The following is a 13,852-nucleotide window of genomic DNA, read 5'->3' as shown; positions in this document are numbered from 1 at the left end:
CGCAGGCCGACTACCTCCAGGGCGATGCGGCGAGGCTACGCCAAGCCAGCAACCGCCCCCGCAAGGGGGTAGGCGAAGACACGAAGTGCGTAGCCTGGGGGAGAGTCAAAGCCGGTAAAAGGCCTGGATGTAGTCCCAGGCATCCTGCGGATCGTCCGTGATGTGGAACAGCGAAAGATCCTTGGCCGAAATCGTGCCTTCTTCCACCAGCACGTCGAAGTTGATCACGCGGGTCCAGAAGTCGCGGCCGAACAGCACGATGGGCACGCGCTTGGACTTGCCGGTCTGCACCAGGGTCAGCACCTCGAACAGCTCATCGAGCGTGCCGAAGCCGCCCGGAAACGCCACCAGCGCCTTTGCACGCATCATGAAATGCATCTTGCGCAGCGCGAAGTAGTGGAATTTGAAGGACAGGCTCGGCGTGATGAAGCGGTTGCCGCTCTGCTCGAAGGGCAGGGCGATGTTCAACCCCACGTTGAGTGCGCCCGCCTCGTGCGCCCCCCGGTTGGCCGCTTCCATGATGCCGGGGCCGCCGCCGGTGCAGATGTAGAGCCGTTCCTCGCGCGGACGGGCTTCGCTGTCGGTGGCGACCAGACGGGCGAAGAGCCGCGCCAGCTCGTACCAGCGGGCGTTGCGCACCTTCAGCTGGGCGGCGGCGATGGCGGTTTCGTCGCCTTCGGCCTCGGCGGCTTCGAGCAGGGCCTGGGCCTCGTCGGGCGCCAGGAAGCGGGCGCTACCGTAGACCACGATGGTGTTGTCGATGCCCTGGGCCTGCTGGTCGAGGTCGGGCTTGAGCATTTCCAGCTGCAGCCGGATGCCCCGGGTTTCCCGGCGCACCAGAAATTCCGGATCGGAAAATGCCAGGCGGTAGGCATCGCCCTGCAGCGGATTGCCGCTGTCGGCATGCGATTGCAGGGTGGCCCAGGCGTCGGCGATGCGGCGGTCGTTGAGGTTGTGGGTACGGTCCATTGCGCCATTGTGAGGGAAACAAATGCGGCGAATCGGGCGCCGCGCCGACGTGGCCCGTTCCTGTCGGCTTATCGGTTTCGGATCGGTGCAATGCGTTGCGGTTCATGGCTTCGACGGCGCATTCGCCCCGGGAAGGATGGCCCCGGCCGTAGTTTTCGTGCCGGTCCATCGGGAAAGTCATGTTCGCCTTTTATCTTCGCAACCAGGCCGCGCCGGCCATCTCCCGCAGACCGCCGGACCCCCTAGAAGCGCCGGTGGCGCACGTGGTTCTGCCGATGCAGGCATCGGTTCTGGCCGACCTGCCGCACAGTCCGGGTGCTGCCGCCGCTTCCTGCTTTTCGGCAGGCGTGCACGCCGTGGGAGACGTGTTGCACGAATTTTTTGCCAGCGGCATCCAGGCCGCTGTGTTCTTCGCCGCCAACGCCCTGGCCTTGACAGCCGTTTCGCGCAACGGGCAGGGCGCGTGGCTGGGCTGGGAGCCACGTGATGAGGCCGATTCCGAAACCTATGCCGAGGGCCTGCGCCAAGCGGTGATCGCGGCATCGGTCGTGGCCGCCCCGGTGGCGCTGGCACACCTGTTGTCGCGCTGTCTGGCGATGCCGGCCGCGACGGCTTTGGGGCATGCGCTGTGGGGTCCTCGTGCCTTTGAAGCAGCCGCGGCATCGGACTTATTTCCCGTGCCGGCACGGTGCGGCCCCGACGGCGTGCCGCTCGACAAAGCCAGGCGTCGCGCCGCCATGCGAAAGGTGCGCGAGCAGCGCGCGGCCGTGGCGAAACGGCAGGCGGAATTCGCGCCGGGCCATGTCCGCGACCTGATGTGTGAGTTGGCCCATCCGCTCGCATTCGCGCTGCTGGGCGTGGCGCTGGATTTTCGCCACGATCGGCCGGGCATGCTGACCACCGCCGGCATCACCATGGGTACCGCTGCCCTGGCGACCACGCTGGCCGAAAGCTGCCTGCAGGCCCTGCGGCGCCACGCCACGATGGAAGGCGCCGATGACCACGGCCGACCGATCGAGCGACACTTGTTCCGGGCCGTGGAGAAGGCCGACAGCACGGTGGCGCAACGCTTGCGCGCCGTGCCGGACGCGATGCTGGAGGGCTTACGCGCGCAGTACGACGAGATGGCGGGTGGCGCGCGCGGGCCGGCCGAGGCCGCGTGGCTGCTGCTGGGTGAAATGGCCCGCAGCACGCTGGCGGTGCTGGCGCTCAACGGCGCGGCGGCGCTGGTCGACACCCTGGATGCGCAATTCACGCGTTCGGTCGACGAGCGACGCAGGGTCGGCGTCAACTTCGGCTTCGGGCTGCTGAGCAATGCGTTGGCGGTGCTGTGCTTTCGTATGGCGTCGGTGCACCTCGAAAGCCAGGGCCGGCGCCGTACCGCGTTGCGCCTGCTGGAGCGCCACACCGAGCGCTTCCGAGCGGAATGGATGATGCAGAACGCCCGCAAGGTCGTGGCGCTGCACGACTGTCTGCGGCGGCGCATGGCCCTGGGCTTGAGTCGCACGCAAGCCGATCGCATCGTGTTCGACGTACTGATCGTGCCGATGATGAAGGCGCTGCGGCAGCAACTGCTCGCGCATCCGCGCCTGCCGGCTTTCGCCGGCCAGGCCGATCCGTCCAGCCTGCGCGCGACGATGCAGGCAAGGCATGCGCAGTCCGATCCGGGCCAGTGCGCCACCATCTATCTCGACCGGCTCCTGGCCCTGGGCGAAGAGCTGCCGGAAGTGCTCGTGGCCGGGCGGCGTCACCTGCCAGCCTCGGTCGTGCTGCCATGACACGAGGACAGGTAGCGCCCCGGCCCGCGCAGCATGCCGGCTTGCGCAGCTTGGTGTCTGCAGGTGCCGTCATCGCGACAAGGGCGCGGCGGCAGTGCGAGAAGATGGCAAGACATGGAAGACAGTGAACCGCTATCCTCCCGGTCACGCGCGTGGCAGTCGCCAGCCGCGCCTCCTCGACCGCCGATTTTTTTCGATGACCGCCACCGATTACCGTTTCCAGGACCTGCTGCAGCAGCGGGATTTCATGCGTTTCTGGGGCACCCGCCTTTTCGGGACAGCCGGCCAGCAGATGCTGCTGGTGGCCATCGGCTGGCAGATGTACGACCTGACTGGCAGCGCCTGGGACCTGGGTTTGGTCGGTCTCTACCAGTTCGCTCCGGCCTTGCTGCTGGCGCTGGCCGCCGGCCACGTGGCAGACCGTTTCCATCGCGGCCACATCGTCGCGGCCTGCCTGTTGGCGCAGGGCATGGTGTCTTTGCTGCTGGTGTGGGCCACCGAAGGCCACTGGGCCGGGCGCGGCCTGCTGCTGGCGCTGTCGGTGGTGCTGGGGGCGGTGCGGGCTTTCCAGCTGCCGGCCCAGCAGGCGCTGGTGCCCATGTTGGTGCCGCCGCTGATGCTGCCGCGCGCCATGGCCTTCGCCACCGGTGGCATGCAGGCCGCGATCATCGGCGGTCCGGCGCTGGGCGGCGTGATCTTCGTCGCGGGGGCGAGCGCGGTGTATGCCACCTGCACGGCGCTGTTCGTCATCGGCTGCGTGCTGGTGGCGCGCCTGCGCTATGCCCGGGTGATCGCGCCGCGCGAGCCGGTGTCGATGAAGACGCTGCTGGCCGGCGTGAGCTTCATCTGGGCGCGCAAGCCGGTGCTGGGCGCCGTCTCGCTCGACCTGTTCGCGGTGCTGCTGGGCGGCGCGGTCGCGCTGCTGCCGATCTATGCCAAGGACATCCTGCACACCGGCCCCTGGGGGCTCGGCATCTTGCGATCCGCTCCGGCCATCGGCGCGCTCGTCATGTCGGTGGTGCTCACGCGCTGGCCGCTCGACCGGTACGTCGGCAAGCGGCTGCTGCTGGCCGTCGGCATCTTCGGCCTGGCGACGCTGGTGTTCGGCATCTCCCACAACCTGTGGCTGTCGGTGGTTGCGCTGGCGGTGACCGGCGGCGCCGACATGGTCAGCGTGGTGGTGCGCCAGTCGCTGGTGCAGCTGGAAACGCCCGACGACATGCGCGGCCGGGTGAGCGCGGTCAACTCGGTCTTCATCGGCGCCAGCAACCAGCTCGGTGAGTTCGAGTCCGGCGCCACCGCCGCGCTGCTCGGGCCGGTGGGCGCGGTGGTGCTGGGCGGTGTCGGCACCATGCTGGTGGCGGTGCTGTGGATCCGGCTGTTTCCGGGCCTGGCGCAGCGCGATCGCATGGTGGCGGAACCGGCACCCGCAGCGCCGGCGCGCTAGCGCGAAGGTGGTCTGAAGCGGCAATGGGCCACTTCAGATTGCACGACATGCCTACGCGTGGCGGCGCGGTGCGCGATGGGGCGCGGCTTACTTTGAACGCGCCCCTCAACCGCGCAGAAAGGCCTGCCATGCTGTTTCCCCGATCCTCGTCCCCCGACCACGCCGCTTCCAACTTGGTGCCTGTCAACCATCCGCTGGTCAGCCCACGTCAGGCGCGCTCCCGCATGGTCACCTGTCTCACGGAAACATCGAAACCGGAGAGCGACTTCATCGCGAAGATGCTCGAGATCGACCGGCAGAGGGCCAGCACCGAAACTTTCTTGTTACCGTCGATGCCCGCGACCGAGCCGCTCGGCGTCGCTCTGTCCGAGGCTGATCTCCGCGCATACATCGAGGCGCTGCTGACCCATGTACGACGCCGCGGCATCGTCGGCTTCCGCCATCCAGGCGAGGGGATGCCCGAGCCGGGCTTCCACCAACCCGGCGCGGCGATGCGCGCAGCCGACCATCTGCTGCACAACAGCCGCTGCGTCATGCTCACCGGCCAGTACAACGTGGCGGCCGGCAAGGCCGAAACCGACGGCCCGATCGGCGTGGCGGTACTGGCGTATGTGCTCAACAGGCTGGGTCGCGAAACCACCATCGTCACTGACGGGCTCAATGAACCCATCTTTCGCCGTGCCCTGGCCGCGCTCAGCCCCGAGGCGGCTTTCGGCATGCGCGTGGTCACGATGGACAAACGCGGCCCGCAGGCGGCGGAGCGCGCGACCTGGCTGCTGCACGATCGGCGCATCGACACGGTGATCGCCTCGGAAACCCCAGCGCGCAACGAAGAGGGCGTCAAGCGCAACATGCGCGGCGTGGTCATCAACGGCTTCAACAGCGACCTCGACGAGCTGCTGCTGCAAGCCAACCGCATGCAGCATGTCACTTCCATCGGGGTCGGCGACGGCGGCAACGAGGCCGGCATGGGTGGGCTGTCCGGCATCCCGCTGGCGCGTGACGGTTCGGTCATGGCGTCTGCTGTGAAAGCCGACATCCCGGTCACCTCGTGGAACTCGAACCTCGGCGCGATCACCATCGCCGCGTTGCTCGCCCACAAGGCCGGCCGGCTCGATCTGATGCCCACGCCCGCGCAATTCCATGCGTTGATGCACGAGGCGATGGCCGCGGGCGCCATCGACGGCGTCAGCCGCAGCGGTTCGCCCAGCGCCGGTGCGGGCGTGGACGGCGTGAGCCTCTCCACCCATACCGAAATCTACGCCGACCTGCTGCGCCATCTGCAGGCTGCGGAGCAGGTCGCGCCCACCCAGGCCGGGCAGGCCCGAAGCCCGGACGCAGCACGCCACATGGTCGGCTTCTTCGACTCCAGCGACGGCGGCATGATCGCCGTGGCCAATCTGCAGAAGTACCTGCGCCAGCGTTTTCCGCATCTCGATATCCAGTTCGTCGGCATGCTGGATCACCAGAACGCACCCTACGGCACCAAGACCGATGCCGAGCTGATCGCGATGACCAACCAAGGCCTGATGCGACTCCGGGATCTCAGCATCAACGAGATCGCCATGGCCTGCAATACCGCCTGCCTCAACCTCAAATTCGCCACCGGCGGTGTCAAAGTGCCGGTGCTCGATCTCATTCAGGTGTCGGCCGATGCCATCGTCGCCCAGGGTGGTCCGCGGCCCTGCGGGCTGTCGACCATGGCCACCGCAAAAAGCACGCGCTACCCGGACACGGTTCGCGAAAAAGGCGGCCCGGCGCTGCGCATGGTGGGCTGTCCCGACCTGGCCACGCTGGTCAACGAGGGCGCGCACCAGAGCCTCGATCCGGCCGTGCAGCAGCGCCTCGATAAAGCGGTGCGAAGCTACGTCCAGCAGGTGCCGAAGGATGCCACCTCGGTCTTCATGCTCTGTACCCACTACCCGGCGCTGGCCCCGCAGATCCGCCGCGCCATGGACCAGTGCGGGCTGTCGCAGGTACCGCTGATCGACCCAATGGAGTACCAGGCCGAGAAGATCGGCGCGAGCAAACCGGCGCGGGGCGCGCCGGCCCACCTGACGGCCGTCGAGCGGCCGGCGCCGGTCCTGGTCTACACCACCTCGACCGATCCGGCCAAGGTGGAGAGCCTGCAGAAGTTGATCGGTGACCACGGCCACGTGATGATCGCGCCGCCCCGGCGGGTGGAAGACGCGCGTCACAATGCGCCGTCCTCGGCTTCCTCCACCACCGCTTGAACCTGCGTTTCGTCGAAGCGTTCTACTGGGTCGTCACCTTCAAGAGCGTCACCCGTGCCGCCGAGAAGCTCTGCCTCACCCAGTCGGCCATGTCCAGCCGCGTCGCTGCGCTCGAAGAAGAGCTCGGCGTGCTGCTGCTGGACCGCCGCGACCGCCGGTTTCGCCTGACGGTCGCCGGCATCCGCTTCGCTGCCTATGCCGAGCGGCTGCTGGAGATGCAGCGCGAGATCCGTCTGGAGATGGGCGCCGTGCAAGGTCAGGCCGTGTCGCTGCGCCTGGGCACCATCGACTCGGTGCTGCACGCCTGGCTAGTGCCGGCGGTGGAGCGATTGCGCGCCGAACACGAGGGCCTGGAATTCCAGCTCAGCGTGGAGACCACGCCGGTGCTGCTGGAACAGGCGCGACGCGGCACGCTGGACCTGATCTTCGCCGCGCAACCGGCGGTGGCCGACGGCCTGCGGTCACGCCCGCTCGCGCCGATGGAGATGGTGCTCGTCGGCAATGCGGGCATCCACCGCAAGACGCGCTATCGGCCGCAGGACATCGTGGAGCTCGACCTGCTCACCTTCCAGCGCGGATCGCAGCCGCATATCGACCTGCTCGACATGTTTCGCCAAGCCGACCTGGAGCCGCGACGGGTGCACACCATGTCGTCCATCTCGGCCATGACCCAGCTCGCCGAAAGCGGCTTCGGCGTGGCGACCCTGCCGCGTGCGGCGGCGGAAAAGCTCAATGCCGCCGGCCGGCTGAAGGTGCTGCGTTTCGAGCCGGCGCTGCCTTCGCTGCCGATCCACGCCAGTTATCGCGCCGATCCGGGCTCGGATGTGATCGAAAACGTGGCGCAGGCGGTGTTCGCCTTCATCGAGCAGCAGCAGGCGACCGTGCGGCCCCGTGGTCGCCGTCCTGGTTGAGTGGCGGCCATCGAAGAATTCGATGGACTGAACGAAAAATTTTCTGTTTGCGAAGCGCGCCCCTCGCTGCCGACAATCGCGGCTGTTCCGCCCCTTCTTCCAACGTTCCGGCCGCGACGCCTTCTTCGCTCTTCCATGCAAGACCCAACCGCTTCCCCGACGCCTTCCGCTTCTTCCGAATCTCCCGCGCGAACGAGCCGACCGAACCGCTGGCAGTTCTGGATCGACCGGGGTGGCACCTTCACCGATGTGGTCGGCCGGCGGCCGGACGCAAGCCTGGTCACCCACAAGCTGCTGTCCGAAAACCCGGAGCAGTACCGCGATGCGGCCGTCGCCGGCATCCGGCACCTGCTCGGCCTGAAAGCCGGCGAGGCTGTCACGCCGGCGCTCGTCGAGTGCGTGAAGATGGGCACCACCGTGGCCACCAACGCGCTGCTGGAGCGCAAGGGCGAGCCGACCCTGCTGGTCACCACCCCGGGTTTTCGGGATGCGTTGCGCATCGCCTACCAGAACCGCCCACGTCTGTTCGACCGGCGCATCGTGCTGCCCGAGCTGCTCTACGGCCGCGTTATCGAGGCGCAGGAGCGTGTCGGCGCGCACGGCGACGTGCTGCTGCCGCTCGACGAAGCCGCGCTGCGCCGCGAGCTGCAGGCTGCCTTCGACGCCGGCCTGCGCAGCGTGGCCGTGGTCTTCATGCACGGCTACCGCTACACGGCGCATGAGCAGGCGGCAGCGCGCATCGCGACAGAGGTCGGCTTCAGCCAGGTCAGCACCTCGCACGAGACCAGCCCGATGATGAAGTTCGTCGGCCGGGGCGACACCACGGTGGTCGATGCCTATCTGAGCCCGATCCTGCGGCGCTACGTGGAGCAGGTGGCGGGCGACATGCCGGGCGTGAAGCTCTTCTTCATGCAGTCTTCCGGCGGGCTGACCGACGCGCGGCGCTTCCAGGGCAAGGACGCGATCCTGTCGGGTCCGGCCGGCGGCATCGTCGGCATGGCGCGCACCGCGGGCCTCGCCGGTTTCGACGACGTGATCGGCTTCGACATGGGCGGCACCTCCACCGACGTCAGCCATTTCCGGGGCGGCCTGGCCGGCGAGTTCGAGCGCGAGTTCGAGACGCAGGTGGCCGGCGTGCGCATGCGGGCGCCAATGATGAGCATCCACACCGTGGCCGCCGGCGGCGGTTCGCTGCTGCAGTTCGACGGGTCGCGTTTCCGCGTGGGGCCGCAGAGCGCCGGTGCCAACCCGGGCCCGGCCAGCTACCGGCGCGGCGGGCCGCTGGCGGTGACCGACGCCAACGTGATGCTCGGCAAGATCCAGCCGCATTTCTTTCCTCGCGTGTTCGGCCCGCGTGCCGACGAGGCGCTCGATGCCGAAGTGGTGCGCCAGCGCTTCGCCGAGCTCGCCACGCAGACCGGCCGCAGCGCCGAGGACGTGGCCGAAGGCTTCATCGACATCGCGGTGCAGCAGATGGCCAATGCCATCAAGAAGATCTCGGTGGCGCGCGGCTACGACGTCACCCGCTACACCCTGCAGTGCTTCGGCGGCGCGGGCGGCCAGCACGCCTGCCTGGTGGCCGACGCGCTCGGCATGACTAGCGTCTTCGTGCATCCGCTGGCCGGCGTGCTCAGCGCCTACGGCATGGGACTGGCCGACCAGAGCGTGATCCGCGAGCAGGCGGTGGAGCGCGTGTTGTCGCCCGAGGCAGTGCCGCATCTGCTGGCGCAGCTCGACGACCTCGCCACCATGGCGGCGGCGCAACTGCAGAGCCAGGAGTTGAGCGGTGGCGTCATGGCCCTGCGCCGCCGGGTGCATGTGCGTTACGAGGGCAGCGACTCGGCACTCGTCGTGCCTTTCCAGCCGGAAGGCGCGGATGCTGCGTCGGCCGTCGCGGCCATTCGCGCCGGTTTCGAAAAGGCCTATCGCCAGCGCTTCGCCTTTCTCATGGAGGGCAAGGGCCTGCTGGTAGAAGCCGTGTCGGTCGAGGCGGTGATCGGCGGCGACGCACCCGCCGAGCCGACCCACGCACTGCACCCGGCACGCGACGTGCCGCGCCGCGAGACGGTGCGGCTCTACTCCGGCGGGCAATGGCGCGAGGCGGCGTTGGTGGTGCGCGAAGACATGCGACCGGGCGACCGGGTCGCCGGCCCGGCGATCATCGCGGAGAAGAACGCCACCACCGTGGTCGAGCCCGGCTGGCGCGCTTCGCTCACCGCGCTCGACCACCTGGTGCTGGAGCGCACCGAAGCACGCAAGCTGGTCTATGCGGCCGGCACCACGGCCGACCCGGTGCTGCTGGAGGTGTTCAACAACCTCTTCATGAACATCGCCGAGCAGATGGGACTGCAGCTGCAGAACACCGCCTACTCGGTCAACATCAAGGAGCGGCTCGACTTCTCCTGCGCGCTGTTCGACCGCGAAGGCAACCTCATCGCCAACGCGCCGCACATGCCGGTGCACCTGGGCTCCATGGGCGAGAGCATCAAGACCGTGATCCGCGACAACGCGGCCGGCATGCGGCCGGGCCATGTCTACGCGCTCAACGACCCCTACCACGGCGGCACCCACCTGCCCGACGTGACGGTCATCACCCCGGTCTACCTCGACGACGCCCCGGCCGACGGCTCGCAGCCGCCGCTGTTCTACGTGGGCTCGCGCGGGCACCAGGCCGACATCGGCGGCACCACGCCGGGCTCGATGCCGCCGTTCTCCACCCGCATCGAGGAGGAGGGCGTTCGCATCAGCAACTTCCTGCTGGTGGACGCCGGCCGCTTCCGCGAGGCCGAAACGGTGGCGCTGCTTTCCAGCGGCGAGTACCCGAGCCGCAATCCGCAGCAGAACGTGGCCGACCTGAAGGCGCAGATCGCGGCCAACGAGAAGGGCGTACAGGAGCTGCGGCGCATGGTGGCGCAGTTCGGCCTGGAGGTGGTGCAGGCCTACATGGGCCATGTGCAGGACAACGCCGAAGAAGCCGTGCGGCGCGCCGTCACCCGGCTGAAGAACGGCGAATTCACCCTGCCGCTGGACAACGGCGCGCAGATCCGCGTGGCGGTGCGGGTGGACGCGGCGGCGCGATCGGCGGTGGTCGATTTCACGGGTACGTCGGCGCAGCAGACCAACAACTTCAATGCGCCCACGGCGGTCTGCATGGCGGCGGTGCTGTACGTGTTCCGCACGCTGGTCGACGACGACATTCCGCTCAACGCCGGCTGTCTGAAGCCGATCGAGGTGATCGTGCCGCCGGGCTGCATGCTCAACCCGGCGCCGCCGGCCTCGGTGGTGGCGGGCAACGTCGAGACCTCGAGCTGCATCACCAACGCGCTCTACGGCGCGCTCGGCACCAATGCGGCGAGCCAGTGCACGATGAACAACTTCACCTTCGGCAACGAGCGCTACCAGTACTACGAAACCATCGCCGGCGGCAGCGGTGCCGGCAGCCTGGGTGAAGGCCGCGGCTTCGACGGCACCGACGTCGTGCAGACCCACATGACCAACTCGCGCATGACCGACCCGGAGGTTCTGGAATTCCGCTACCCGGTGCGGCTGGACACCTATGCCATCCGGCCCGATTCCGGCGGTCGTGGCCAATGGCACGGCGGCAACGGCGGCGTGCGGCGGGTGCGCTTCCTGGAGCCGATGACGGCCAGCATCCTGTCGAACAGCCGTTTACAGGGCCCGTTCGGCATGGCCGGGGGCGGCAACGGCGCCGTGGGCGTCAACCGCGTGCTGCGCGCCGATGGCAGCGTGGAGGAGTTGGGCCACATCGCCCAGGTGCCGATGGCGGCGGGCGATGTGTTCGAGATCCAGACGCCCGGCGGCGGCGGGTATGGCGACGCGGGCTGAACCGGCCTGACCGGCCCGCTATCGCCGGCTGGCGGGCGGGTCAGGCGGCCAGCATGCGTCCCGGGTTCATGGTGTTCTGCGGATCGAGCGCGTGCTTGATCGCCCGCATCATGGCCAGGGCGGCCGGCGCTTCGTACTCTTCGAGCTTGTCCACCTTCATGCCGCCCACGCCGTGCTCGGCAGAGAACGAGCCGTCGAAGCTGGCCACCGAGCGGTAGACCAGGTCGTTGATGCGCTCTTCTTCATCGCGCAGAAATGCCTTGGGATCGCCGTTCTCCGGTGCCTGCACGTTGTAGTGCAGGTTGCCGTCGCCCAGGTGGCCGAAGTTCACCAGGCGCACGCCGGGAATCGCCTCGCGCAGGATGGCGTCGGTCACTTCCACGAACTCTGCGATCTTGGACACCGGCACCGAAATATCGTGCTTCACGTTCAGGCCTTCCTCGGACTGCGCCATCGGAATGCTTTCGCGGATGTGCCAGAGCACGTTGGCCTGACCGATGTTCTCAGCCACCACGGCATCGCTCACCACGCCCTGGTCGAACGCGGTTTCGAGCAGGCGCTCGAATTGGGCGCGGGCGTGCTCTTCGGATTCGCTGTCGGAATTCTCCAGCAGCACGCAGTAGGGCGCCGATTCATCGCCCAGGAAGGGCACGCGCAGCTGCGGCATGTGCTTGCCGACCAGCGACAGCGCGAACTGGCCCATCGCCTCGAAGCCGGTGAGGTTGGCGCCCAGGTGTTTCTGCGCCAGTCCGAGCAGGGCGACCGCCGACTGCATCGACGGCACGGCGGCCCAGGCCGTGAGCGTGGCGGCGGGCAGGGGAAACAGCTTCATCGTGGCGGCGGTGATCACGCCCAGCGTGCCCTCGCTGCCCACGAACAGGTTGCGCAGGTCGTAGCCGGTGTTGTCCTTGCGCAGGCCGGTCAGACCGTTCCAGACCTCGCCCTGCGCGTTGACCACTTCCAGGCCCAGACAGAGTTCGCGCGCATTGCCGTAACGCAGCACCTGGGTGCCGCCGGCGTTGGTGGCCAGGTTGCCGCCGATCATGCAGCTGCCTTCGGCGGCCAGGCTCAGCGGGAACAGAAAGCCTTCCTTTTCCATCGCCTGCTGCAGGTTCTGCAGCACGCAGCCGGCCTCGACGGTGACGGTGAGGTTGTCGGGGTCGATCTCGCGGATCGCGGCCATGCGCGCCAGGCTCAACACCACCTGCCGGCCGGACTCGTCGGGCGTGGAGCCGCTTACCAGGCCGGTGTTGCCGCCCTGCGGCACCAGCGAAACGCCGGCGGCGGCGCAGGCCTTGACCACGGCCGACACTTCCGGCGTGGTGGCCGGGCGCACTACGGCCAGCGCATGGCCGCGGGCGCGCTTGCGCCAGTCCTGCTCGTAGCCGGTGAGGTCGCCCTCGGTCAGCACGTTGGCGTCGCCGACGATCTGCCGGAGGCCGGCGAGCAGGGGGGTGAGGTCGGTGGTGGTGGTCATGGCGTTGTCGGGCAGGGAGGTTTTGTCTTCGTTCAGGGAATCGGGGTCGCCACGGCGACGTTCGCTTCGCGCGGCGAGCGCAGCCGCAGGCGCACATGCAGGGCGCAGGCGACGAAAAGCATCAGGCACAGCACGATCTCCAGGCCGGCCAGCAACCGGCCGGGCATCGGATCGCCCCAGGCCCGCACCACGCCTTCGGCGAAATACAGCCAGACCAGCAGGCTGACCCAGCGGTAGGTGTACATGCGGTGCTTGAGCAGGCCGGCCAGCGGCAGGCACAGCGGCAGGGCCTTGAGCGCCAGCCAGGAGCCGCCCGGACGCAGCGGCGCGAGCAGCAGCTCCCAGGCCAGGCTGAGCACGATCAACCCCAGTAGGCAGGCGACGGCCAGGGCGCGGGTGCGGCTTACGAATCGAGGCGGCTGGGGCTGAGACATGAAGCCGCGAATGATAGCCGGGCGCCGACGGCGGCCGCTTATATGGCAATCCCTGTGAGGCCGTCACGGGAAATTTGAAACCATTCGGTCTATTGAGGCATGGGCTATGGGGTGGGATTATCGCGACCTGAATCTGACGCATCGTCAGAATATTATTTGCCAAATGATCAAGGGATTTTCGATGAATAAACGAGCTTGCGGATTCACGATCGTCCTGCTCGGGGCCGCCGCGCCGTCCGCGCATGCTGCGAATCTGCCCGCCGCGAACGAGGTGAGAATCGCCGCGCCCGCGCCGATTCGCTCCTTCGACGGGCCGGTCGACGTATCGCGCGGTGGCCGCCGCCAATTGATCGAGGACGGATCCGCTTCTGCGCCTGTCGGCGACTTCGATCTCCGGGTCGTTTCCTTGAAGGATTACTTTTCGGCCCGTGGTACTGCGCGGCTCTCCAATAATTCGATTTCGTCTTCGAATAATCTGGAAGAGAATATGGCGGATGTTTATCGACTGTCATCGGCGCGCCTCACCGGATTGAACCCCGGCGATTATTCAAGCGCAGGCGACGGCGTGGTGCTGCAGCCGCGCGGCCGGGCCGACGCCCAGAGTGACGCGGAGATATTCGGCCTGGTGTCGGCCATGCCGGACGCCGATACCCTCGCCCTGCTGGTGGGTGGCCTGGGACTGATCGCCGGCGTGGCCCGGCGATTTCGCCCCTGGACGGACACTCGCGCACCCTGAAAGGCGCGCGGTCGCGATGG

Annotated in this window: 9 protein-coding genes; 6 read left to right on the top strand and 3 right to left on the bottom strand. The window is 68.1% G+C overall.

Annotated features, from left to right (window positions below):
• Positions 1-105: 105 nt before the first annotated feature.
• The gene (locus R9X41_RS17700; protein ID WP_318631758.1) at positions 106-969 is read right to left on the bottom strand and encodes an LOG family protein; all 864 of its coding nucleotides are present in this window, start codon (positions 967-969) and stop codon (positions 106-108) included.
• Positions 970-1,148: 179 nt separating this feature from the next.
• On the opposite strand from R9X41_RS17700, the gene R9X41_RS17695 reads away from it, so the two are divergent.
• The 5 genes from R9X41_RS17695 (at position 1,149) to R9X41_RS17675 (ending at position 11,185) form a co-directional block, all read left to right on the top strand.
• Positions 1,149-2,747 (top strand): hypothetical protein, encoded by a 1,599-nt coding sequence (locus tag R9X41_RS17695; protein ID WP_318631757.1) that lies wholly within the window; start codon positions 1,149-1,151, stop codon positions 2,745-2,747.
• A gap of 247 nt (positions 2,748-2,994) precedes the next feature.
• Positions 2,995-4,194, top strand: coding sequence for an MFS transporter (locus tag R9X41_RS17690; RefSeq protein WP_318635265.1), 1,200 nt, complete (start codon positions 2,995-2,997; stop codon positions 4,192-4,194).
• Positions 4,195-4,526: 332 nt separating this feature from the next.
• Entirely contained in the window at positions 4,527-6,428 is a 1,902-nt protein-coding gene (locus R9X41_RS17685; protein WP_318631756.1) for a glutamate cyclase domain-containing protein, read from the top strand.
• Positions 6,425-7,339 carry a LysR family transcriptional regulator gene (locus R9X41_RS17680; RefSeq protein ID WP_318631755.1) on the top strand — a complete coding sequence of 305 codons (915 nt, stop codon included), beginning with the start codon at positions 6,425-6,427 and terminating at the stop codon, positions 7,337-7,339. The genes R9X41_RS17685 and R9X41_RS17680 overlap by 4 nt, the downstream gene beginning before the upstream one ends.
• A gap of 135 nt (positions 7,340-7,474) precedes the next feature.
• Positions 7,475-11,185, top strand: a complete 3,711-nt coding sequence (locus tag R9X41_RS17675; RefSeq protein ID WP_318631754.1) for a hydantoinase B/oxoprolinase family protein — start codon at positions 7,475-7,477, stop codon at positions 11,183-11,185.
• Between the two features lie 40 nt (positions 11,186-11,225).
• Here R9X41_RS17675 and R9X41_RS17670 read toward each other — a convergent pair whose 3' ends face one another.
• The gene (locus R9X41_RS17670; protein ID WP_318631753.1) at positions 11,226-12,662 is read right to left on the bottom strand and encodes an FAD-binding oxidoreductase; all 1,437 of its coding nucleotides are present in this window, start codon (positions 12,660-12,662) and stop codon (positions 11,226-11,228) included.
• A gap of 32 nt (positions 12,663-12,694) precedes the next feature.
• Positions 12,695-13,096: a DUF2069 domain-containing protein gene (locus tag R9X41_RS17665; protein ID WP_318631752.1), complete on the bottom strand. Its 402-nt coding sequence runs from the start codon at positions 13,094-13,096 to the stop codon at positions 12,695-12,697.
• A gap of 163 nt (positions 13,097-13,259) precedes the next feature.
• Here R9X41_RS17665 and R9X41_RS17660 point away from each other — a divergent pair, with 163 nt between their 5' ends.
• Entirely contained in the window at positions 13,260-13,832 is a 573-nt protein-coding gene (locus R9X41_RS17660) for a hypothetical protein (RefSeq protein WP_318631751.1), read from the top strand.
• Positions 13,833-13,852: the final 20 nt, after the last annotated feature.

The organism is Xylophilus sp. GOD-11R (genome assembly GCF_033546935.1).
GTDB lineage: Bacteria > Pseudomonadota > Gammaproteobacteria > Burkholderiales > Burkholderiaceae_C > Xylophilus.
Note: the sequence above shows the minus strand (reverse complement) of the source record. Positions and strands in the feature narration are given on the sequence as shown.

Bases quoted from the DNA above. Each gene is read 5' to 3' on its own strand.
- R9X41_RS17685 (WP_318631756.1), top strand. From the start codon at position 4,527: ATGCCCGCGACCGAGCCGCTCGGCGTCGCTCTGTCCGAGGCTGATCTC.
- R9X41_RS17690 (WP_318635265.1), top strand. From the start codon at position 2,995: ATGCGTTTCTGGGGCACCCGCCTTTTCGGGACAGCCGGCCAGCAGATG.
- R9X41_RS17660 (WP_318631751.1), top strand. From the start codon at position 13,260: ATGATCAAGGGATTTTCGATGAATAAACGAGCTTGCGGATTCACGATC.
- R9X41_RS17695 (WP_318631757.1), top strand. From the start codon at position 1,149: ATGTTCGCCTTTTATCTTCGCAACCAGGCCGCGCCGGCCATCTCCCGC.
- R9X41_RS17675 (WP_318631754.1), top strand. From the start codon at position 7,475: ATGCAAGACCCAACCGCTTCCCCGACGCCTTCCGCTTCTTCCGAATCT.
- R9X41_RS17700 (WP_318631758.1), bottom strand. From the start codon at position 969: ATGGACCGTACCCACAACCTCAACGACCGCCGCATCGCCGACGCCTGG.
- R9X41_RS17665 (WP_318631752.1), bottom strand. From the start codon at position 13,096: ATGTCTCAGCCCCAGCCGCCTCGATTCGTAAGCCGCACCCGCGCCCTG.
- R9X41_RS17670 (WP_318631753.1), bottom strand. From the start codon at position 12,662: ATGACCACCACCACCGACCTCACCCCCCTGCTCGCCGGCCTCCGGCAG.